This is a genomic window from Sphingobium sp. TKS, assembly GCF_001563265.1.
GTDB lineage: Bacteria > Pseudomonadota > Alphaproteobacteria > Sphingomonadales > Sphingomonadaceae > Sphingobium.
In genome coordinates this window covers 500,112-523,166 of sequence record NZ_CP005083.1, presented here as the reverse complement: position 1 = coordinate 523,166, position 23,055 = coordinate 500,112, and the positions used below count along the sequence as shown (strand labels likewise).

Here is a 23,055-nt window from a genome sequence, read left to right as displayed (position 1 = left end):
CATGAACGGGACGCTATGCAGCTCTGGAATTTTTCAACCGCAGCCTATCTGCAGCAGGACAAGCAAGACGGCTGGTGCCAGGCGCTGAACAGTATCGGGATCGACGATGTGTCGATCGTGCCGGGTCAGCAGTTTTTCGGCATCGCCGCCGCGATCACCAGTCCGGGCGATACGGATTATGCCTATCTCTCCTCGCGCGCTCAGGCTTTCACGATCCCGCGCATGGTCGCGTCCAAGGCGATGGTCCTGTTGTTGATCGAAGGCCGCGCGACATGCACGCTATCGGGTCATGAGCCCATAGCGATGCTGTCTGGCGATTTCCTGTTCGGCGCCCCGCGCAAACCCGTCCGCATGCATTTCGAGGACGATGTCCGCGCTCTTCTGCTACGCGTGCCGCGGAACCTGCTGACGCCGCAGATGCTGGCGCCAATACCCGAAGTGCCCCAGCTCATATCCGGCGAATCGGCGCTGGCCGAAGTGTTCAGCGACATGCTGGTCTCGCTGTCTTCGCGGCTGGGGGCGATCGAGGCAAGCCAGTTCCAGACGATAGAGACGGTGCTGGCCGAATTCGTGTCCGCCAATCTCCTGAACGAGGGCAATGTGACCATGCTGGGCGGCATCAGCGGCCGGCGCGCCGGATTGCTGCACCGCATTTCCCAGACCATCGAACGCCGTCTGATGGAACCGGAACTGGGCCTGTCCGACATCGCGCAGGAATATGGCATGTCCGTCCGCAACGTTCAGAAGCTGTTCGAGGCGTTCGACAAGACGTTCAGCACCTATGTCCGTTCGCGTCGGCTGGAACATTGCCGCGACGACCTGGCCTCGCCGCTCTGCGAACAACTTTCCATCTCGGAGATATGCTATCGCTGGGGCTTCACCGACCCGGCCTATTTCAGCCGCACCTTTCGCGACGAATTCGGCGTGTCGCCGCGCGACTATCGCAAGAGTCCGCATCTCTACACGCGCGAGGAACCGTCGGGACGCACCCGTCTGCGCGGCAAGCCCGCCAGCGTCGACGGCGACCGGCAGGAAGAGGCGCTGGGCCACAATATCGAGGATATAGAGAAGCAGTTCGCGCAGCTGGAAGGGCAGCCCCCCGCCGAACATCATCTCGCGATATCGTCGGAAACGGTCCATTGGGGTTATTTCAGCCGCTTCCTGAAGCCCGCGCTGTACATTCGTTCCGGTGACTATGTCACCATAGAGACGCTGACCCACCATGCCTATGATGATTATGACCGGATGATCGCTGGCGATCCGGGGGCGGAGGACGTGTTCCACTGGACGGCGGAACGCAAGGCGGTGGACCGGCGCGGCGCAGGCCCGATGGACGCGTCGGCCTGCGGCCGGGGCGCGGGAGAGGGCTTTGGCGTCCATATCTGCACCGGTCCCGTCGCGGTCGCGGGCGCCAGGCCCGGCGACATATTGGAAGTGCGCATCCTGTCGACCGAGCCGCGTCCTTGTCGCAATCCCGAATTTGACGGCAGCGCTTTCGGCAGCAACGCCGCCGCATTCTGGGGCTTCCATTACCAGCATATGCTGACCGAACCGCGCGAGCGCGAAGTCATCACCATCTATGAACTGGATCGCGACAGTGGCGGACGGCGCGCCCGTGCCGTCTATAATTATCGCTGGACACCGCAGACCGACCCCTTCGGCGTGGTTCATCCGCGGATCGACTATCCCGGCGTGCCCGTCGACCATTCAACGGTACTGAAGAATTTCGGCATATTGAAAGATATCGAAATTCCCGTGCGGCCGCATTTCGGCGTGATCGGCCTGGCGCCGAACCATGGCGGACTGGTCGATTCCGTACCCCCCTCCTCCTTTGGCGGCAATCTGGACAATTGGCGGTTGGGGGCGGGATCTGTCGTCTATCTGCCGGTCGCCGTACCGGGCGCCCTGCTGTCCGTGGGCGATCCCCACGCCTGCCAGGGCGATGGCGAGGCCTGCGGGACGGCCATCGAATGCTCGCTCACCGGCCGTTTCCAGATCATCCTGCACAAGCGCACGCAAATTCAGGGCAGGGCATTGGCCAACATCAATTATCCGCTGATCGAAACGGCGGAGGAATGGGTAATTTCCGGGTTCAGCCATCCCAATTATCTGGAAGAACTGGGCCGTAACGCACAGAGCGACATCTATCGAAAATCATCGATCGATCACGCCATGCGCGACGCCTTTCGCAAGGTGCGCCGTTTTCTGATGGGGACTTTCGGTCTTAGCGAGGATGAAGCGATTTCCCTGATTTCGGTGGGCGTGGACTTTGGCATAACCCAGGTGGCCGACGGCAATTGGGGTGTTCATGCCATCGTCCGCAAAGACATGTTCGCGCCCGACAAGCGCATATTGGCAGGATAAGGATCCAATAGTGACCGTAGCGATTTTGGGCGGGATCAATCTGGACATCGTGATGCAGGTGGCGGCGCTGCCGCTACCGGGCGAGACGATCACGGCGCGCAGAGTGGTCGAGGGGGCAGGCGGCAAGGGTCTGAACCAGGCGGTCGCGGCGGCGCGTTTCGGCGCATCCGTCCAAATGCTGGGCGCGGTCGGCGATGATGAAGCAGGCCGGTCGTTGCGCGCCTTGCTCCGCGAGGACGGCATTGATGAGAGCGGCGTGGCGACCTGCCTGGACAGCGCTACAGGCCGGGCCTTTATCGCTCTCAGCGAAGACGGGGAGAATAGCATCGTCGTCGATGCCGGGGCCAACATGACCTTCGGCGCCGAAGCCCTGCGCGCGGCTACCGCGCCGGTCCGGGTATCGCTGACCCAGTTCGAGGCGCGGCCGGACGCGATAGAGGCGATGTTCCTGTCCCCCGGCGCGGGCATCCGCATCCTGAACGCCGCCCCTGCACTGGTCGACCACCGCGCGCTGCTGGCGCTGGCCGACATCGCGATCCTGAACGAGACGGAATGCCAGGCCTTCGCCGGAGCCGCGACCATGCCCCACGATGCACAGGGCATTGCCGCCCTTGCACGACAGCTTCTGGGCGGGCAGCTCCGCCACATCATCGTGACGCTGGGCGGACAAGGCTGTCTGCTGGTCGATGCGGAAGGCCATGAAGCCTTCGCCGCGATCAAGGTGCCGGTAGTGAACACGGTAGGCGCGGGGGACTGTTTCTGCGGCGTGTTTGCCGCGGCGCTGGCGCAGGGACTGGACATGCGCGCCGCGATACGCTTCGCCGGGGCCGCCGCCGCCCTCGCCGTCGGCCGGGAAGGCGCGGCCGAAGCCTGCCCCTACCGGCATGAGGTGGACGACCTGCTGGCGGCGGCCTGACCCCGGTCAGATGTCCAGGATCAGCCGGGAAGTCAGCGACCCGGAGCAGCAGATCATCATCGTGCGACCCTCGGCACGTTCCGCCTGCGTCAAGATGGCGTCGCGATGGTCCGGCGTTCCTTCGATCACCGCCGTCTCGCACGATCCGCAGATCCCCTCCCGGCAGGAATAGCTCATCGCTATCCCTTCCCGCGCCAGCGCATCCAATATCGTCTCCCCGGCGGTGACTTCGATGCTGATGCCGGTTTTTGCCAGTTCCACCGTATAGCCGCCGTCCGTTGCTGCGGCCTGGGTCGCGGCGAACTGTTCCAGATGGACGCGTTCGGCAGGAAGCCGGGCGCAGGCTGCGCGATAGGCTTCGATCAACGGCATGGGACCGCAGCAATAGAAATGGCTGCCCTCCGGCGCGGCCGCGATAATCGCGGGCAGGTCCATCAGCGGGTCGCCCTCCAGATTGAAATAGGTATTGAGCGCGGTCGGCGCACCCGCCGCTATCCGGTCCAGCAGGGCGGCATGCCCCCTGGTCCGCGCGGCATAATGCAGCTGGAACGACCGGCCGCTCTCCATCAGTTGCTGCGCCATGCACCAGATCGGCGTGATGCCGATGCCGCCCGCGATCAATATGCTGTGGGATGAATCCCCGGCCAGCGGGAAATGGCAGCGCGGCAGGCCGATGGTCAGCCGGTCGCCATCGACCAGCGCATCATGCAGGAAGGCCGAACCGCCCCGGCTGTTGGCCTCCCGCGCGACGGCAATGACATAACGGTCCAGGCTGGACGGCGCATTCAACAGCGAATATTGCCGGATCAGCCCGCCGGGCAGATGCACATCGACATGCGCACCCGCCGCAAAGCCAGGAAAGGGCCCGCCGCCGATACGACCCAATTCGATCAATTTCACATCATGGGCAATGATCCGGGTGCTGAGCACTTCGGTTTCGATAACATCCTGCAAGGTACGACCTCTTTCGCTGCCCATCGACCTTTTGCAGCATGCGGCCACAGGTCAAGGGGCCGGCGGGCGGCATGCGCGACCGTTCAAGAATTGAGGCAGTTAGAGTCTGTTTGGAAATGCGCGGAAGAGCGCATTTCGGGCACCGCACCAGCCCTCTCCCCCACCCGGCCACCCAACGGCAGTATCATATGGGTGGCCAGGTGGGGGAGAGGGCTGGTGCGGCTATGCGCCCAAAGGCGCATTTCCAAACAGATGGGGTGATTGGGGCTCACCACCGAGTCGGTGGGGTGGCTGCTCCTCGCAGATGGTAAGACGTGGTCCGTATCGAGCGGCCACAACCATGAGGAGGAGCAACCATGCGCCATTATGCCGGACTGGATGTATCGTTGGAAGAGACGGCGATCTGCATTGTCGATGACACGGGCAAAGTGATCCGTGAGCTTCGTGCCGCCAGTGACCCCGATGCACTGGTCGAGACGTTGACCGCTACCGGTCTGAGCTTCGAGCGCGTTGGTCTGGAGGCATGCTCGCTGTCATCGTGGCTGCATCAGGGTCTGACGCGCGCGGGCCTCCCGGCACTGTGCATCGAAACGCGAGCGGCCAAAGCGGCAATGGGTGCGATGCCCAACAAGACCGACCGTAACGACGCCCGTGGTCTGGCTCAGATCATCCGCACTGGTTGGTATCGCGTGGTCCACGTGAAGAGCATGCCGTGCCGATCGGCCCGCGCGCTGCTCGGTGCACGCCGGACGATGTTGAATAAGCAGCGCGACATCGAGAACGCGGTGAGGGCCGTACTCCGCGAGGTCGGACTCAAGCTAGGAACACCGCCGCGCAAGCTCTTCGCCGGCCTGGTCCGCGAACTCGCGTCAGTCGACCCTGCCATCTCCGACATCATCGAGCCGCTGCTTGCGGTGCTCGATGTGATGGTGCGCCAGATCGAGCATTTGACGAAGCGCGTGCTGGAAGCGGTCAGGGTTGAGCCGATATGCCGACGGCTGATGACGGTGCCAGGTGTGGGGCCGCTGACCGCGCTCACCTTCCGGGCGACGGTCGATCTGCCCGAGCGCTTCCGACGATCCCGCGACGTCGGCGCTCATCTCGGGCTCACGCCCCGTCGCTACCAGTCTGGCGAAACGGATGTCCAAGGCCGCATCAGCCGATGTGGCGACGAACTCGCCCGTACCGCGTTGTACGAGGCGGCGCATACTCTGCTGACGCGCTGCCAGAAATGGTCGACGCTAAAGGCGTGGGGTATGCGCCTTGCCCAGCGGCGCGGCATGGCTAAAGCCCGCGTCGCCGTGGCTCGCAAGCTTGCCGTCATCTTGCACCGTATGTGGAGCGATGAGGCCGAGTTCCGCTGGGGTAAGTCACCGACGTTCACAGCAGCATGAGGAGACACAAACCAGTTCCCGCCTGAAGAGACGGGTAGCGGTCGTTCCCATGGGGACGATGGGCGGAATGACCTCGTTGAGAGTCCGGATTCTCGGCTTTGCCGAAGGTCGCGAAACAGCTTGAGGCATCCCGCTCTCCTGACCCCATTATGCGGCAGCCCAGCGCTGACCGCGGAGAGAAGCGAGTGATCCATGGGAACGGTCACGAATACGAGGAAACAGCTTGACCCAAAACGCCCCAATCAGAGAAGACCCTTAGGTCCGAATGGGCCATGCAGCCCCGCTTCAGGTCAAGCAATAATGCGTTCTATCCCAATCGCACGCGCTGTCGGCTGCTCTATCGTCGCATCGAGCACCAGCCTCCAGGGAGCGATACGCAAACATATGAACCGGTTGCCGACGATCTTCTTCGGTCATGGGACACCCATGATCGCTCTGCTGGAAAATGACGTCACGGCCGCCTGGCGCTCTCAACTGGAAGGCGTGGCCAAGCCGCAGGCGGTGCTGATGATCTCCGCCCACTGGATGACACGGGGTATCGGCCTGACGGCGCAGGCGCATCCGCCGACCATTCATGATTTTGGCGGCTTCCCCCGCGCCATGCACGAATTCCAATATCCTGCACGCGGTGATGCCGCGCTGTGCCGTCGGATCGAAGGATTGCTGGCGCCGCGCATGATCCACCAGACCGATAGCTGGGGCTTCGACCATGGCTGCTGGTCGGTGCTGATGAAGATCTTTCCCAAGGCCGATGTCTCGGTGGTCCAGATGAGCATCGACGCCAATCTCTCGGCGCGGGAACATTTCGCCATCGGCCAGGCGCTCGCTCCGCTGCGCGACGAAGGAGTGCTGATCCTGGGATCGGGCAATATCGTCCATAATTTGCGCGACGTGATCCGGACCGACAGCGCCGCTCCCCGCGACTATGCCGTCCGGTTCGGCGCCGCCATACGCGACGCCATCGAGCGTGACGACAGCGGCGCCGTCATCGGCTTTGAACAACTGGGGCAGGACATGCGCAACGCCCTGCCCAGCACCGAACATTTTCTGCCGCTCCTTTACGTGTTGGGCGCTCGCCACCCGGGGGACGCGGCCAGCTTCTCCTGCGATTTCGTTCAGTACAGTTCCATAGACATGACCACGCTCAGGCTGGCAGCCGCCTGACCATCCACAGGAAAACCGACATGGCATTTACCTCTGAACCCGGCAAAGTCCGCCCCACAATCGTCCCGGGCGCCCTCCATCATCTGGAGGCGCTGCCCGAAACGACGCATTGGGGTTATTTCGACCCGGCCCAGCCCCCTGCCCTGCGCATCCGTTCGGGCGACCTGATCCAGGCGGAGGCCGTCACCCACCATGCCGGCGACGATCCCGACCTGTTGATGGACGAAAAGATTTGGCGCATCTTCCGCGAAACGCCGGAGGCCGACCGCACACCTGGCGTTCACATCATGACCGGCCCGATCCATGTCGAGGGGGCCAGGCCCGGCGACATGCTGGAGGTCCGGTATCTGGCGATGCAGCCGCGTTTCCGCCACGGGTCGAACCTCGCCGCAAATTGGGGCCATCTCTATACCGAGTTTGACGAGAAGGAACGGGTGACCATCTATGAACTCGACCCCGACACCAACACCGCCATGGCAAGCTATGCCTATGATTTCAATGGAAAATACCTGACACCCGGCACCGTCACCCGCTGCCCCGAATGCGACCGTCAGAGGGCGCTGAACGGCGTCAGGGTGCCGGTGCGACCGCATCTGGGCACGGCGGGGGTCGCTCCGGCGGTCAATGGCCGCGTCAGCACGATCCCACCCGGCCTGCATGGCGGCAATATCGACAATTGGCGCATCGGCGCGGGCTCGACCATGTACTACAAGGTGCAGGTCGATGGCGGTCTGTTTTCCATCGGCGACCCGCATATCAGCCAGGGCGACGGCGAAATCAGCGGCACCGCGATCGAGGCGTCGCTGAACGTGCTGATGCAGGTGGTGTTGCGCAAGGATTTCGAATTCCCCTCGCCACTGCTCGAAACGCCTGAACACTGGATCGTCCATGGCTTTGGCGAGGATCTGGACGCGGCGATGAAGAATGCGTCCGTCGACATGCTGCGTCTGCTGACCGAGAACCAGAATCTGTCGCGTGAAGACGGCTATTCGTTGATGAGCGTCGCCTCCGACTTTGCCGTGACGCAGGTGGTCGACGGGACGCAAGGCGTGCATGTGCGCATACCGCGCTCCATCTTCCCGGCGCGGGGCGAACGGATCTGGCCTGACAAGAAATAAGGGGCGGGGTGCGGGCGATGACCGTTCCCCGGTCGTCGCCCGAATGGCCTCAGTCCATGCCGTAGGCGACGCAGGTCATCGACACCGCCGACAATATCTCCCGGTTGAAGATATGCGGCCGCTCACCGTCACGGCTGGCGCCCAGGACATAGAGCAGCGGAAGATAATGCTCATTCTCCGGCACCGCATCCGCCGCGCCCGGCAGTCCACCATAGTCGATCAGCGCGGCATGGTCGCCCGCCTTCAATCGCTCCACAACCGCATCGTCAAAGGCTCGTGCCCAGGGATAGACATGATCGCCGCGCGGCCGTTCCACGCGCAGATTGTGGACGATATTGCCTGACCCCAGGATCATCACGCCCTCGTCGCGTAACCCGGCCAGCGCCTGGCCGATGGCATGGTGGCCGGCCGGGTCGCGGCGGACATCCATGCTGAGTTGCAGCACCGGAATATCCATTTCCGGATACATCACCCGCAGCAGCGTCCAGGCGCCATGGTCCAGCCCCCAGCTGTCCAGATCGGTACGGGCGCGAAACGCCTCCAGCCGCGCCTCGATAGCGAAGGCCAGGTCGGGATCGCCCGGCGCGTCATAGCGGATGGCGTATAATTCCTCCGGCATGCGGTAGAAATCATGGATGGTGCGCTGGCTTTCCGCCCGCGTGACCAGCACGCCCTTGCATTCCCAGTGCGCCGATATGCACAGGATCGTGCGTGGGCGCGGGAAACGACCGGCCAGTTCGGCCCATGCCCGGGCACTGGCCGTATCCTTCAGCGCGTCGCGCGGTGACCCATGGCCAAGGAAGAGTGCAGGTGCCGGTGTCATGGAATCTCCGCAAGAGGTTGAGTGGATCGGGCTTCGCGCTCCAGCTTCAGGACGTCAAGCACCCCCGCAAGCGTGCAGATCGCAACCAGCGCAAAGGCGAAGCGGAAGGGCGCCATGTCGTCGCCATGACCCGAGCCCGCCAATTCCGGCCACAGCTGGAGTGCCATCGCGCTCATCGCCACGCCCAGCGCGGCGTTCATCTGCATCACGGCGCTGAACATCATGTTGGCGACAGGCATGTGCGTGGACGGAACGGTTCGGAACGCCAGCGTGTTGAGCGCCGAAAAATGCAGCGACCGGGCCATGCCGGTACCCACCAGCAGCGCAATCAGAATCAGCCGGGGCGTGTCCTTGTCAAGAAAGGCGAACAGGCCAAACCCCACGCTCAACAACAGGCCGTTCACCAACAGGATGGAGCGATAGGAAAAGCGATGCATCAAGGGTGTCGTGAATGGCTTCAAACCGATATTGCCCATTGTCGCAATCAGCATCAGCATCCCGGTATCGACCGGCGACAGACCAAGGCCCAGCTGCATCATCAACGGCAGCAGGAAAGGGTTGGCAAAAATCGCTATGCGAACGCCACTGCCGCCCCGCAGGGCATGAGCGAAGCTGCGGTCACGGAGCAGTGTGAGGTCCAGCAGCGGATGATCCGCGCGGCGCAGATGCCGCCACAGCATATGGGCGATGGCCGCCGTGCCGCACACCGCCACTCCCGTCCACAAAGGCCCAAGGCGCGTCGCATCGCCCAGCACGAGCACCAGCATCGTCGCCAGCGCAACCCACAGCGCCAAGCCTGCAAAGTCAAGCGACACCGGCCGTTCAGGGGGCAATCGCGGCAACAACCAGGGCGCCAGCGCCAATGCGGTCAGACAGAAGGGAATGTTGATGGCGAAAAGCCATCGCCAGGATGCATATTCGACCACCAGTCCGCTGAGCGGCGGCGCGATAGCTGGCGCAAGCAGCGCTGGCCAGGTCAGCATGGCGATGATCCGGACCAGATCCCCTTTCGGCAGGTCGCGCAGCACCAGCAACCGGCCGACTGGCACCATCATCGCGCCGGCCACGCCCTGCACTATGCGCGTCATGACGAGAAAGCCGAGATTGGGGCTGGCCATGCATGCCGCAGATGTCGCACCGAACAGCGCAAGCGCTGCCATGAACAACCTTCGCCCGCCGACCCGCCGGCCCAGCCAGTCGGACATGGGAATGCAGATCGCCACCGCCAGCAGATAGCCGGTGATGGCCATTTTGAGCTGAACGGGCGCTACGCCGAATTCGGGCGCCATGGATGGCAGGGCGGTCGTCAGGATCGATCCGTCCAGCATCTCCATGAACAAGGCGGCGCCGACCAGCATCACCCCGCCTGTCCGAACGGGCGATGTGACCAGCGCCTGCCCTGACGGGGAAGGCGTCGTCCCCTTTCGCGTCACGCCTTGCGGGCGTCCCATTCCGACTGATACCGCTTCACCAGCCAGGCATTGAATTCGCGCTGGGCCTGTTCCTGCCAGGAATAGCGCCCTCGCGCGGCATAGCGCGAACGCAGGCCGATCGGGATCAATCCGTCAACATGAATGTCCTGCTCGGCAATCTCGGCCGAGGTTTCCAGGTTGATCTTCAACCGTTCGGCGAACAGGGGCTGCCGGCTCGCGCCCGGCGCCGCCAGCCAGCCGCGCTTGGCGCTGATGGTGTCGTGGGTGTTGGCGTGCAGGATGATGAAGGCGACCAGGTCGCTGCGGATGATGAGCGACAGGGACGGAGGCACATTGGCGAAGAGCAGGCGATTGCGATCCGCCTCGGTCAGCTTGGGGAAGGTCGGCAGCAGGGCTTTAAGCGTCGGATTGAAGCTCGCATCTGCGTGGACCGTGCCATTGTAGCGATAGTAACCGGCCGTATCCTCCGGCAGATCCTGCGGAAATTCGCACAATTCCGACGGGGCGATGTCATGCACCGGTCCGGCATGGAGCCGGTTGGCGTGGTAGCCGTCATTGTTGTTTTCGAACATCACCTTCCAGTTCCATGGGAAGGTTGCTTCCTCCAGGTCCATGGACGTGTCGGCATTGGCAAGATCATAGGGTTCCAGCACCTCCGTCACTTTCGTCAGGCGCGGCGCGAGCGGCGCGGCGTCCAGGTCGAAATTGATGAAGATGAAGCCCAGCCAGATTTCGACCTTGAACTTGGGCAGGCTGATCTTGCTCTTGTCGAACTTGCAGGCCCGCTCCATCGCCGGCGCGCCGATCAGCTGGCCGTCCAGCCCATAGGCCCAGTGGTGGTAGGGGCACAGGAAGGAACGGGTATTGCCATGTCCTTCGGCGACCAGCATCGCGCGATGCTGGCATACTGTCGACATGGCGCGGATTTCACCGTCGCGGCCATGGGCTATGACTATCGGTTCGCCCATGTGCATGGAGGTGAAATAATCACCCGGCTTGCCGACCCATTCCTTGCGCCCCACGCACAGCCATTCCCTGGCGAAGATCGCATCCTTCTCGAACTCGAAAAATTGCGGGTCGGTATAGCATGCGGGCGGCAGCATCTCTGCCTCGTCCACCGGCAGAACCGAGCTTTTCATGCTCTCGAAGAAACTGTCGTTCAAAACTTTCGACATCAGATCAATCCCAGATTTCCATGACTGGCCCGTTCGCCGTCCGCTCCCGGTCCGCCATGAATTGTTTCATCCTGCGCGACATTCGGGAATGGACGGCAACGTTCGCTTTCTTGATTTTATGCTGCACCGCACGAAATGGCGTTCCGGGCCGTGCAGTGCCCGGAACGCCCCTCGGTCAGAACTGGGCTGCGACGCGGAGGTGGAATGCGCGAGCCATGCCCGGCATCGCCGCCACTTCGCTGTAGGTGTCCTGCCCAAGATAGAAATAGGTCTTGTCGGTAAGGTTTTCGACAGACAGGTCGACGGTATAGCGGTCGATCGTGTAGCTGAGCGACGCGCGGGCCGTGACATAGTCCGGAACCTTCACGGCACCCGGCGCGATGCCGCTGATTTCCCCGACATAGCTGATGCCGGCATTGGCCTTCAGGCCGAAGGGGAATTTATAGGTCCCGAAAATGCTGAAGGTCTCCTTGGGCAGCACCCGGTCGATATAATAGCCGGTGGCGCCGGTGAAGCTGGTCGACCCGGCAGTCCATTCGGCCGCATAGATGTCGGCCCCGTCCCGGCCAAGCTGCGCGGCGTTCAACAGAACCGTGGCATAGCCGCGGCGCTTGGTCTGTTGCAGCGCACCGACAGCGAGCAGGCTGAATTCCGGCGTCACCTGCATGCGGATTTCCGCTTCCAGCCCCTTGCTGTGCGCTTCATTGATGGCCCCCGACAATGCATCGCGCTGCTGCCGCTTCATCTTGTAGGCAGCAAGGCTCAGGAACAGCTTGCCATCGAGCAGCGAGCCCTTGATGCCAGCCTCCTTCAGTTCGGACGGCGACAGATATTTCCTGCCGATCAGCAGGGCCGGATCAACGCCACCGCCCTTGTTGGTTTCCAGGCTCTGCGTCTTGGCATAGGTCACATAGGGGATGAAACCGAAAGGCAGCTCGTAATTGAGGCTGGCCTGCCAGCTGATCGGCGACTTCGACCCGTAATAATCGGTTCCCAAAGCCCCGCCGAACGTCACCAGACCGTCATTGCGCGAACGGATATTATAATCGTCGATGCGTGCGCCGCCCTGGATATGCGCCTTGTCGAACAGCGTGATGTCTCCGTTAATGAAGGCGCCGACCGACTTGATCCGGCTATAATAGCGGAAATCCCACACCGGCCCATTGGGATTGAGATACTGGTTGTTGATAATCATGTCCGCGGTGGGTTCCGCCGAAATATCATTGCGGTCCCAGATCACATATTGGCGACCATAGTTCTGGAAATCGTGGATTTTGTAGTCGCGATAGTTTGCGCCCACAATAGCCTGGAAACCGAACCCTTCGCCAAAATCGCGCTTCACCAGATAGGAAAGTCGGATTTCCTTGACATCGCCATCGGCGGCAGTAGCCGATCCGGCAGCACTGTACATGTCGTTTTTCAGGTCTTCATAGAAGCCCTGCAACTTGACCTGATCGCCATTGTCGAAATTATGGATCAGGTCGACATAGGCGGTGAACACCTTGTTGTCGTTGAAATCCAGCGGCGAGGTGTTGAGGTTCCGGCGCGACAGCTTCACATATTCGACCGTCGCCGGATCAAGCCGCGTCAGATTGCTGATCGTGCCACGGGGCAGCGGGTTCGCAAAGCTCGTGCTCTGCCGCAGGCTGGTGATGTAGGGCGCCAGTTGTGCGGGCATCAGCGATTGTGCGCCCGGCGCGGCCAACGACACCAGCGGCGAACCGGCCAGATAATTGCCGTTGTCGATCAGGTTCTGGGTCAGGCGGTTCCAGCCGGGCGACGCCAGATGGCCGGACTGGTCCAGATAGCGTCCGCCGATGGTCAGTTCGGTGCCGCCGCCCAGATCCATGGCATAGCCGATCTGCAATTCCTTGTCGTTCGGGCTGAAGTGGCGATAGTAACTGTCCGAATCATTATAATAGGCATAGGCATAGATCGCCGCGTCCAGATCGCCGATCTTGAACGGCAGGCCGCCTTCCAGCGTCGCCTTGCGTTCGCCATAGGAACCGACCTGTGCAGTGACCAGCCCCTTGAAATCGGTGGTGCCCTTCAGAGAGGTCGCAATATCGGTCTTGGGCGTCAGGTTCAGCATGCCGCCGATCTTGCCCGCGCCATAGTTCGGGCTCGCCGGACCGCGCACCAGTTCCATGCCGCTGATGCTTTCCGTGGGCGTTTCGTAATAGCCCATATTATTGATGCCCTTGAAGCCCCGATAATAGCTGTCGGACACATTGCCGCGGATCTGCACAGCGCCCGCCACGCCATAGAAGGCGGCGGTATAGGTACCCGGCGCAACGGCCGTCAGATCGTGGATGGAGCGGACCTGGATGTCCTTGAGCAACGCGGAGTCCGCCGTGGTCACGGAACGGGGAATCTCGGTCACCTCCTGCTCCAGACCGCTCACGGTCGCGGTCGGACGCACATTGGTGATGCCCAGGCGCTTGCCGGTGACGACGATGGCCTGCAACGCCGTGTCGTCCCGCACAGTTTCCTGCGTCTTCTGGTTATCGGTCGGCACCGGCGCTTCCTGGGCCTGGGCCGTCATGATGGCAAAGGCGGGGATGCAGGATGCGTATGCAAGCAAGGTGTGACGGAACCGCATGTCGTTTACTCCCTGAATGACCGTGCCGAAATTTCACAGGGGGATGAGGCCTGTTGGCATCCCAGCCCCCGAAGCACGGTTGCCCCAGGATCGTAACCACGGGTTCCACCGAAGCGTGTTGACTCAACAACCGGAATAGTTGGTCTCATTTACCTTCCTGACGCACCCCACATGATATTTTGCTTTTTCCAACGTCCCCAGAACGATCAGTTTCGGGTTTTCCCCACCCTTGCCGCGCGCAGCGCAGATACCCTCTGGCATCAGACTCGCCTCCCGCACTTCACGCTTATCCAAAAGAACCGGTGCGTGGCGACAACTATGCGCGACCTGGAGACGCGACGGCGCGCGGATGGCCGGTTATGCTCCCCCCTGTCGGCAAGAGGCAGGTGCGGGACAAGGACAGTCATGGCGAACGGCAACAGCAAATCCCCCTCGGTCCTGGTTGATCGATATATTGACGAATCCCCGATGAAGGGGCTGGTGCTGCGCGTACCGATATTGTGCGGCATGCTGATGCTGATTGAGGGCATGGACACCTATGGCGTAGGCTATGTCGGCCCGTCGCTCAGCCAGGAATACGGCCTGTCCCCCACCATATTGGGCACGATCTACACCGGCACGGTCATCGCATCGCTGATCGGCGCCGTGCTGGTCGCGCCGCTTTCGGACCGGATCGGGCGGCGCCGGCTGCTGGTCATATCCAGCTTCCTCATGGGCCTGTGCACATTGCTGACATCCTTTGCAGGCAGCGAAGGCGGACTGTTCGTCGTGCGGTTCCTGATTGGCATCGGCTTTGGCACCGCCGTGCCCACCGCCTTCAGCCTGACCGCCGACTATGCGCCCGCGCGGCACAAGTCCGTCATCATCATGGCGACCATGTCCGGCATCGCCCTGGGTATGGCGCTGGCCGGTATCGCAGCAGCTCTGCTGATTCCCGTGTTCGGATGGAAATCGCTCCTGTTCTTCAGCGGTGGCCTGTCAATGCTGTGGACCATATTGCTGGCGCTGGGCCTTCCCGAATCGCTCTCCTTCCTTGTGCGGTACCGCCCCGGTTCGCCCCAGATCGCCTCCATCGGCTCGCGACTGGCGAGCGCGCGCGGCGAAAACCACCCGCCACATTTCCACGTACCGGCCAGCACCATGGCCGAATCGGGCGCCAATCCGGCGGCGCAGATCCTGCGCGACGGACGCCATGTCATGACGTTCCTGCTCTGGTTCGCCATGTCGGCCGCCTATTCGCTGGAATTCTTCACATCCTACTGGCTGCCCACCGTCCTGCTCCAGTCGGGGGCCAACATGTTCGCGACGGGCATGATAACCGCGCTCGGCAAATTCGGCAGCATCGCAGGCGCCATCGTCATCGGCCTGGTCATGGACAGGCTGGGCGCGGCGCGGGTTCTCACCATTTCCTATATATTGACGGGGGTCGCGATCGTGCTGCTGGGGTCAAGTGGCGCGAATCCCACCTTTGGCGTCACGATGATTTTCATCACCTTCTTCCTGCTGGACGGCAGCTTCGCGGGGATACAGGCGCTGACTGCCAATTCCTATCCTGGGGACATCAGGGCGACCGGCGTCGGCTGGGTCACGGGTTTCGCCCGCCTTCTGGGCGGCGGCACCGGGACGATGATCGGCGGCATATTGGTGGAAGTCAGCCTGTCCGTGCGGACCATTTCCATCTGCATGGCGGTCGTGATGATCCTGGGCAGCCTGGCGGTGTCCCATCTGTGGCGCGGCGGAGCGCGACACCGGCCACAACGGGCAGCGACGCAATAAGACAAATGATTGCGGGTTCCAGAACAGCCCATCCGCCTTCAAGAGAACGGCTTTGCGGGATAGGATATTGGTTAAGGGGTCTGCGCCCGTAACCATGATGGTCAAGGAACGGCAATCGGCATGACGAAGACATTCGAAAAGGCAAACATCATTACTTCCCCGGCCGCATGGACGGGCGATGAAATCAATGATTCGACCGATTGGCTCTACATGCTGAGCGCAGAGGAGATCGCCGAGATCGAAAAGGTCGGCGCGCAATTCCTGATGGACGATCCCGACCTTCGTACCATAACAGCTGACCGCTATCCCCTGCCCGTCACGGCAAGGGGCCTGGCCAGCTGGGCCGCGGACATGGACAATGGGCGTGGCTTCGTCCTGGTCCGGGGGTTACGTTCGGAACTATATTCCGATGCGCTGAGCGCGGCGATCTTCTACCTCCTTGGCCTGCATCTGGGCAAACCGATGGAGCAGAATAACCTGGGTGACCTGTTCGACCATGTCGTGGCGACCAGCAACAAGACCATGGACGATCCATCCGCCTTGCCCAGCCGGACGCGCGACCGCCTGAACTTCCATTCGGACAGCAGCGACGTCGTCGGCCTGATGTGCCTGCGCGGCGCGCGCGAAGGCGGCGCGTCCATCCTGATTAGCGGCGTCACCATCTACAATGAGATCGTCCGGCGGCGTCCGGACCTGGCCCCGCTGATGTACGATGTCTGGCACTATGACTGGTACCGGCAGGACCATGATGCTCCGGCGCGCTATTATTCGTCGCCCATGGTGTCCTTCATCGACGGCGTCTTCAGTATGTATGCCGGGTCGAACGTGATCCGGTCAGCCCAGGATTATCCCGAAGTGCCCCGCATGACGCCGCAGCAATATGAATTGCTGGACCTTCTCGACGAGATTTTCCTGGTCCCGGGCCTGCCGGTCACCATGGATTTCCGGCCCGGCGACGTCCAGTGGCTGCTGAACTATGCAGCGCTGCATTCCCGCACCAGTTATGTCGATTTCCCGCAACCCGAACGCAAGCGTCACCTGTTGCGCCTGTGGCTGAAGCGAGACACCGGGCGCCCTCTGGTGGACGGGTTCGGAAAACCATTCCAGAAAGTCGACCGTTCGTCTGAGGCCGCGGCGCAGCTGGACCGGAACCATATTTCGGAGATTTGCTATCCAAGGCATAATTGGGGGCTGTGATCCGGGTTCGTATTAGTCCCGGCATCTCCTGAAGGTCAGCACGACGCAGTGATGTTCCGGCGCGATTGCAGTGCGACAACAGGCTTTTGCACGCAAATCTCAATCATAGATACGGGCGACCCGCTTTCAGGTAGCGGCGATGCTTTCCGCGCCGGCGATGAGCACGGGTCTGCGCGAACAGGCAATCGCCTCGCCAACGGCGCTCTTTTCGCGCATCGCCATGAGGCAAAATCTACCACGCTCATCTACCACCCATCTACCACGAAGGCCGAATCTTGCCCTTTCTCACATTGCCACCATCCCCATAGGACATCCTCTAGAGCGCGCTGCGCTAAATCAGACGCAGGGCGCGCGCTCTAATTCCTTGTTGTCGCATCGTTTTAAGCGGAAAGTCGGTTCCCACTTTTCCGCACGATGCTCTAGCGAGACCATGGCTTGCCTCAAAGCAAGACCCCATCCACCCGCAATCACCAGACCCTGATGGTCGGTTCGAAGCTCCCGGGCTTGCTGCTGTGCCAAGCTTTCATCCTGATCGCGGTCGGGATGAAGCTGCGGCCTTTGTAGCTGGGCTCCACCTCCATCTTGTCGATGCTTCCTTCCTTGATCAGCCGGGTCAGTGTGCCGATCAGCAATTCTCGCGCTGCGGCCGCCCCGGGCGTTATATAGATCATGTTTTCCGGGATCGCTTCGCCCCCGAATTCAGCAGGGAAGAGAAGGATGGGCACGAGCTTGCCCTTGGCAACCAGCGCCTTGGCCGCAGCGGCCGTTTGAACGGTGGAGAAGTCAGGCTTCGCCCCTGCCTCGGCAGGCAGCCGGGGCGCCGCCAAAGCGAGGGCGGCTGACACCAGAGTCAAGGCCGCCCAAAGCACCATTCGACTCACGCCAAACCAGCGCGAGACGACCGCCCCCTCAATCATGCTCCCGGTCGCCGGCGCCCATATAAAGCTCGCTGCCTGTCTGCCGGAAGATTTCGCTCATTTCAGCCATGCCCTTCTCGGCATCCTCCGCCGCGAGGAAGCTGTCAGCGGGCTGGTTCTGCTTCGCGGCGAAATCCCTCACCTCCTGCGTGATCTTCATCGAGCAGAATTTGGGGCCGCACATGGAGCAGAAATGCGCGCTCTTGGCGCCTTCGGCCGGGAGCGTCTGATCGTGATATTTTTCCGCCGTATCCGGGTCGAGCGACAGGTTGAACTGGTCACGCCAGCGGAATTCGAAACGGGCGCGGGAAAGCGCATCGTCGCGGACCTTGGCGGCGGGGTGTCCCTTCGCCAGATCAGCGGCGTGGGCGGCGAGCTTGTAAGTCACCACGCCCACCTTGACGTCGTCGCGGTCGGGCAGGCCCAGATGCTCCTTGGGCGTGACATAGCAGAGCATCGCCGTGCCGTACCAGCCGATCATCGCGGCACCGATGCCGCTGGTGATATGGTCATAGCCCGGCGCGATGTCGGTGGTGAGCGGCCCAAGCGTGTAGAAGGGCGCCTCGCCGCAGGCCTCAAGCTGCTTGTCCATATTCTGCTTGATCTTGTGCATCGGCACATGGCCGGGGCCTTCGATCATCACCTGCACATCCTGTTCCCAGGCGCGCTTGGTGAGTTCGCCCAGCGTGTAGAGCTCGGCAAACTGTGCCTCGTCATTGGCGTCCGCGATCGAACCGGGACGCAGGCCATCGCCCAGCGAATAGGCGATGTCATAGGCCTTCATGATCTGCGTGATCTCGTCGAAATGCTCGTAGAGGAAGCTTTCCTTGTGATGGGCGAGGCACCATTTCGCCATGATCGACCCGCCGCGCGAGACGATGCCGGTGACGCGCTTGGCGGTCATCGGGATATAGGGCAGGCGCACGCCCGCATGGATGGTGAAATAGTCGACGCCCTGCTCGGCCTGCTCGATCAGCGTGTCGCGGAAGATTTCCCAGGTCAGTTCCTCGGCGATGCCGCCCACCTTCTCCAGCGCCTGATAGATCGGCACGGTGCCGATCGGGACCGGCGAGTTGCGCATGATCCATTCGCGGGTGTCGTGGATGTTGCGGCCGGTCGACAGGTCCATCACCGTGTCGGCGCCCCAGCGGATCGACCAGACCAGCTTGTCGACTTCGCTCGCCACGTCCGAAGCGACGGCGCTGTTGCCGATATTGGCGTTGATCTTCACCAGGAAATTGCGGCCGATCGCCATCGGTTCCGATTCCGGGTGGTTGATATTGTTGGGGATGATGGCGCGGCCGCGCGCGACCTCATCGCGGACGAACTCCGGCGTCACATAGTCGGGGATTTCCGCGCCCCAGTCATGGCCGTCGCGCACATATTCCGCGAGGCGGGCACGACCGAGATTCTCGCGCTCCGCCACATATTCCATCTCCGGCGTGATGATGCCGCGGCGGGCATAGTGCATCTGGGAGACGTTGGCGCCGGCCTTGGCGCGCAGCGGGCGCTGGACGAGGTTCGGGAAGGGCTGGACGCCGCCGCTGCGGTCGGGGCCTTTGAGACCATTGTCTTCAGGCTTGATCGCCCGGGCGTCATATTCCTCGACATCGCCGCGGGCGATGATCCAGTCGCGGCGCAGTTGCGGGAGGCCCGCCATGATGTCGATGCGCGCATTCGGATCGGTATAGGGGCCGGAAGTGTCATAGACGCGGACGGGCGGCTCGCCGCTGCCCGGTTCCAGGTCGATCTCGCGCATCGCGACCTTCAAGGGGCCGACATGGATCTTGCGACTGCCCCGGATGGGGCCGGTGGTGACGCGCATCTCTGTGCGGGCTGGCCGCTGGCTTCCATCGGAAGCCAGTTCAATCTTCGAATCAACGTCGGCCATATGCTTTCCTTTCAGGCGATGACGGTGGCGCGGCCGGTGAGGCCAGCGAGAAACAGGAGGATGCCCAGTACGATCGAGACGATCGCCCAGGCGCGGGTGAAGTTGAGCGACCAGCGGCCAATCCTGATCAGCGGACCGGGGACGGCGAGCAGCAGCGCGCCTTCGATCAGGGCGGCATAACCGATGGTCGAGACGATGATGGAGAGCGGATCGCGCCAGATGCTGTGGATCAGCACCAGCGCCGCCCCGACCGCGAAGACCGGGAAGCCCAACGCCATGACCAGACCCGGCGAGCGCTCCAGATCATCCATCATCGCCCGCCAGCGTTGCGGGGCGGTGAGGCCGCCCATGCCGATGACGATCATGTAAAGGCCTATGGCTTCGGCCAGACGCAGGGTCAGAACGGAAATGGTGTTCATGGGCGTGCCGTCCTCCTTTTGCGCTCTGGGGCGGAGGATGGGCGCGGGCTGCTGCAAGCGAACAAGCCGTTCCCTCCCTACGCCGGTCTTATCCGGATCAGGTTCAGCGGGTCGCGGCCACGTCAGCCGCCTCTCAACCGTCTGTGGACGGTCCCCCGGGGATGGCGCTTGGATAGCCGATGCGGCGCGCGAACGGAAGCCCTGTTGTGGCGCTGGACAGTTGGTGGGCTTTTCCGCTTTAGTGGCCCGCGATGAAGCATCCCGATCTGTCCACCAAAGAAGGGCGCAAGGCGCACCGGCATGAGATGCGCATGGTGGCGGTCAGACCGCGCCGTTGGGGGTTGTGGCTGCTGACGGCGGGCTTCCTGCTGTTGCTGACGCCTTCCGCGCTGAATGTGCATAGCCTGTTCGGGCTTTGGCCGCCGATGCTGGGGGCGATCTGCATTATCGTTGGCGTGCCGCTGCTGGTGACGAGCGTGCTGTTGAAGCGGCGCTATGTGCGGCAGAGGGTGGTGGGGCAGGCGATGGTGGGGCGGATCAAGGGGTGAATGGCCGTATCGCGCAGACCAACATCAATGTCCGCTAACCACGCAATCCACCCCGATCAATTCACTGGCGCCCTTCTCCGATAACTCAGCGCCTCCGCGACATGCACGCGTCCGACGTGATCGGCCCCGGCGAGGTCAGCGATCGTCCGCGCCACCCGCAGCACCCGCGTATAGCCCCGCGCCGACAGCTTCATCGCCGCCGCGGCCTGCGCCAGCAGTTCGCGCCCCGCCTGGTCCGGCCCGGCGATATCCTCCAAACGCTCGCCATCCACCTCGGCATTGGTCCGCACGCGCGTCCCCTCATAACGCCGCGTCTGCACATTGCGCGCCGCCGCGACCCGCGCCGCGACCTCGATCGATCCTTCGGCGGGCGGCGGCAAGACCAGATCCGCGGCCGTCACCGCCTGAACCTCCACATGCAGGTCGATGCGGTCGAGCAGCGGACCCGACACCTTGGCCTGATAATCCGCCGCACAGCGCGGCGCCCTTGAGCAAGCCAGCGCCGGATCGCCCAGATGCCCGCAACGGCACGGATTCATCGCCGCCACCAACTGCACCCGCGCCGGAAAGGTCACATGCGCATTGGCCCGCGCCACCGTGACCTCGCCCGACTCCAGCGGCTGCCGCAGGGAATCCAGCACGGTCCGCTGAAACTCCGGCAATTCGTCGAGAAACAGCACGCCCAGATGCGCCATGCTGACTTCGCCCGGCCGCGCCTTCTGTCCGCCGCCAACCAACGCCGCCATCGACGCGCTATGATGCGGATTGCGGAAGGGCCGCGCCCGGCTGATCCGCCCCCCCTCCAGCGTCCCGGCGACGCTCGCCACCATGGAGGTTTCAAGCGCCTCGCCCGGCGTCAGTTCCGGCAATATCCCCGGCAGGCAGCTCGCCATCAGCGACTTGCCCGCACCCGGTGGCCCGATCATCAGCAGATTGTGACCGCCCGCCGCCGCGATCTCCAGCGCCCGCTTGGCCGTCTCCTGCCCCTTCACCTGGCGGAGGTCGGCGGTCCGCACCGGCGGTTCCACTTCGCCCGGCTGGGGTGGCGACAAAGCGGCGGTCCCCTTGAAATGGTTGAGGATCGTCAACAGGTCCGGCGCGGCGATCACCTCGACCTGCCCGGCCCAGGCCGCCTCGGCGCCCTGCGCCACCGGACAGACCAGCCCCAATTCCCGCTCACCGGCATGCAACGCGGCGAGCAGCACCCCCGGCGTCGGCGCGATGCGGCCATCCAGCCCCAACTCCCCGACGACGACATAGCCCGCCAGCGTCTCGGCATCGATCACCCCCATCGCCCCTAGCAGGGCCAGGGCTATCGGCAGATCGAAATGCGATCCCTCCTTGGGCAGATCGGCGGGCGACAGGTTGACGGTGATCCGCTTGGGCGGCAGCGAAAGCCCGATGGCGGCAATGGCGTTGCGCACCCGCTCCCTGCTCTCCGCTACGGCCTTGTCGGGCAAGCCGACGACGATGAAATTGGGCAGGCCGGGCACAAGCTGACACTGCACCTCCACGCCACGCGCCTCCAGCCCCAGATAGGCGACCGTCGATACCGTCGAAACCAATGCGAAAACCCCCTGCGCGCCATTCGGCCTGCCCCGCCATGTTCCCGCCTTCGCAGGAACACAAGGTTATTTCAATGTCTTGGCTTGATCGCAGGCGCGATCCCGCGCCCGTCGGCCGGTTCAGCTTTCGGCTTCAGGCCGCCCCTTGAACCCTTGCGCCACGACATACCATTCGACGCTGCCCTTCCGGCTGGCGGGCGGCTTGGCATGTTTGATCGTGGTGAAATGCTTCTTGAGGATGGCCAGCAGATCGGCGTCCGTGCCGCCCGCGAACACCTTGGCGACGAAGGTGCCGCCCTTGCGCAGATTTTCCACCGCGAACATCGCCGCCGCCTCGACCAGCCCCATGGTGCGCAGATGGTCCGTCGCCGCATGCCCGACCGTATTGGCCGCCATGTCGGAAATCACCAGATCCGGCGCATCGCCCAAAGCCTCCGCCAACAAGGCGGGCGCCTTGTCGTCCATGAAGTCCATCTGGAACAGCGTCACGCCGGGGATGGGATCGGTCGGCAGCAGGTCGATGCCCACCACCTTCGCCTTGGGGCAGAGCTTGCGCACCACCTGCGCCCAGCCGCCCGGCGCCACGCCCAGATCGACGACAGCCCGCGATCCCTTTACGAAGTGGAACTTCTCGTCCAGCTCAATCAGCTTGAAGGCGGCGCGGCTGCGCCACCCTTCCGCCTTGGCGCGGCGGACATAGGGGTCGTTCAACTGCCGCTCGAGCCAGCGGGTGGACTGCGCCGTCCGTCCCTTCGCCGTCTTGACCCGCACCTTGCCGGCGCCAGTGCCTCTCAAAGCT

18 protein-coding genes and 1 riboswitch are annotated in these 23,055 nt (G+C 63.0%); of the genes, 8 read left to right on the top strand and 10 right to left on the bottom strand.

Translation table 11 applies throughout. The features are described 5' to 3' along the window. The first annotated feature begins 15 nt into the window (after positions 1–15). On the top strand, positions 16–2,364 hold the full coding sequence (locus tag K426_RS02680) for an acetamidase/formamidase family protein (RefSeq protein WP_066553400.1): 2,349 nt from the start codon (positions 16–18) through the stop codon (positions 2,362–2,364). A 10-nt stretch (positions 2,365–2,374) separates the two neighbouring features. Then, positions 2,375–3,280, top strand: coding sequence for a ribokinase (locus K426_RS02675; protein ID WP_158511721.1), 906 nt, complete (start codon positions 2,375–2,377; stop codon positions 3,278–3,280). A gap of 6 nt (positions 3,281–3,286) precedes the next feature. On the opposite strand, the gene K426_RS02670 is transcribed toward K426_RS02675, so the two are convergent. Next, positions 3,287–4,234: a PDR/VanB family oxidoreductase gene (locus K426_RS02670; protein WP_197672747.1), complete on the bottom strand. Its 948-nt coding sequence runs from the start codon at positions 4,232–4,234 to the stop codon at positions 3,287–3,289. Between the two features lie 356 nt (positions 4,235–4,590). Here K426_RS02670 and K426_RS02665 point away from each other — a divergent pair, with 356 nt between their 5' ends. The 3 genes from K426_RS02665 to K426_RS02655 all read left to right on the top strand — a co-directional run bounded on the left by K426_RS02665 (position 4,591) and on the right by K426_RS02655 (position 7,910). Continuing rightward, entirely contained in the window at positions 4,591–5,628 is a 1,038-nt protein-coding gene (locus tag K426_RS02665; protein ID WP_066553395.1) for an IS110 family transposase, read from the top strand. 384 nt (positions 5,629–6,012) lie between these two features. Then, the gene (gene ygiD / locus K426_RS02660; RefSeq protein ID WP_066553393.1) at positions 6,013–6,792 is read left to right on the top strand and encodes a 4,5-DOPA dioxygenase extradiol; all 780 of its coding nucleotides are present in this window, start codon (positions 6,013–6,015) and stop codon (positions 6,790–6,792) included. Positions 6,793–6,812: 20 nt separating this feature from the next. Further along, the gene (locus K426_RS02655) at positions 6,813–7,910 is read left to right on the top strand and encodes an acetamidase/formamidase family protein (protein ID WP_066553391.1); all 1,098 of its coding nucleotides are present in this window, start codon (positions 6,813–6,815) and stop codon (positions 7,908–7,910) included. Positions 7,911–7,959: 49 nt separating this feature from the next. Here the strand turns inward: K426_RS02655 and ygiD (K426_RS02650) are convergent, their stop codons facing one another. The 4 genes from ygiD (K426_RS02650) to K426_RS02635 form a co-directional block, all read right to left on the bottom strand. Beyond that, positions 7,960–8,733, bottom strand: a complete 774-nt coding sequence (gene ygiD / locus K426_RS02650; protein ID WP_066553389.1) for a 4,5-DOPA dioxygenase extradiol — start codon at positions 8,731–8,733, stop codon at positions 7,960–7,962. Beyond that, a complete protein-coding gene (locus tag K426_RS02645) occupies positions 8,730–10,166 on the bottom strand; it encodes an MFS transporter (RefSeq protein WP_158511720.1) in 1,437 nt (478 codons plus the stop codon). Before K426_RS02645 ends, ygiD (K426_RS02650) begins: the two co-directional genes overlap by 4 nt. Further along, complete coding sequence (locus K426_RS02640; RefSeq protein WP_066553384.1) at positions 10,163–11,341, bottom strand: aromatic ring-hydroxylating oxygenase subunit alpha; 1,179 nt, start codon at positions 11,339–11,341, stop codon at positions 10,163–10,165. Before K426_RS02640 ends, K426_RS02645 begins: the two co-directional genes overlap by 4 nt. Before the next feature lie 175 nt (positions 11,342–11,516). Further along, entirely contained in the window at positions 11,517–13,943 is a 2,427-nt protein-coding gene (locus K426_RS02635; RefSeq protein ID WP_066553381.1) for a TonB-dependent siderophore receptor, read from the bottom strand. 405 nt (positions 13,944–14,348) lie between these two features. Here K426_RS02635 and K426_RS02630 point away from each other — a divergent pair, with 405 nt between their 5' ends. Next, on the top strand, positions 14,349–15,719 hold the full coding sequence (locus K426_RS02630) for an MFS transporter (RefSeq protein ID WP_066553379.1): 1,371 nt from the start codon (positions 14,349–14,351) through the stop codon (positions 15,717–15,719). Between the two features lie 120 nt (positions 15,720–15,839). Beyond that, a complete protein-coding gene (locus K426_RS02625) occupies positions 15,840–16,916 on the top strand; it encodes a TauD/TfdA family dioxygenase (RefSeq protein ID WP_066553377.1) in 1,077 nt (358 codons plus the stop codon). 467 nt (positions 16,917–17,383) lie between these two features. Here K426_RS02625 and K426_RS02620 read toward each other — a convergent pair whose 3' ends face one another. Genes K426_RS02620 through K426_RS02610 form a run of 3 tightly spaced genes read right to left on the bottom strand, consistent with a single transcriptional unit; the run spans position 17,384 to position 20,143 of the window. After that, a complete protein-coding gene (locus K426_RS02620; protein ID WP_066553374.1) occupies positions 17,384–17,833 on the bottom strand; it encodes a hypothetical protein in 450 nt (149 codons plus the stop codon). Next, complete coding sequence (gene thiC / locus K426_RS02615) at positions 17,826–19,724, bottom strand: phosphomethylpyrimidine synthase ThiC (protein WP_269465589.1); 1,899 nt, start codon at positions 19,722–19,724, stop codon at positions 17,826–17,828. The genes K426_RS02620 and thiC overlap by 8 nt, the downstream gene beginning before the upstream one ends. An 11-nt stretch (positions 19,725–19,735) precedes the next feature. Continuing rightward, positions 19,736–20,143, bottom strand: a complete 408-nt coding sequence (locus tag K426_RS02610; RefSeq protein WP_066561253.1) for a DUF2065 family protein — start codon at positions 20,141–20,143, stop codon at positions 19,736–19,738. Between the two features lie 57 nt (positions 20,144–20,200). Continuing rightward, positions 20,201–20,311: riboswitch (TPP riboswitch) on the bottom strand. A gap of 83 nt (positions 20,312–20,394) precedes the next feature. On the opposite strand from K426_RS02610, the gene K426_RS02605 reads away from it, so the two are divergent. Beyond that, the gene (locus K426_RS02605) at positions 20,395–20,691 is read left to right on the top strand and encodes a hypothetical protein (protein ID WP_066553371.1); all 297 of its coding nucleotides are present in this window, start codon (positions 20,395–20,397) and stop codon (positions 20,689–20,691) included. Between the two features lie 56 nt (positions 20,692–20,747). On the opposite strand, the gene K426_RS02600 is transcribed toward K426_RS02605, so the two are convergent. Both K426_RS02600 and K426_RS02595 read right to left on the bottom strand, forming a co-directional pair. After that, entirely contained in the window at positions 20,748–22,256 is a 1,509-nt protein-coding gene (locus K426_RS02600; protein ID WP_066553369.1) for a YifB family Mg chelatase-like AAA ATPase, read from the bottom strand. A gap of 120 nt (positions 22,257–22,376) precedes the next feature. Further along, complete coding sequence (locus K426_RS02595) at positions 22,377–23,051, bottom strand: RlmE family RNA methyltransferase (protein WP_066553367.1); 675 nt, start codon at positions 23,049–23,051, stop codon at positions 22,377–22,379. Positions 23,052–23,055: the final 4 nt, after the last annotated feature.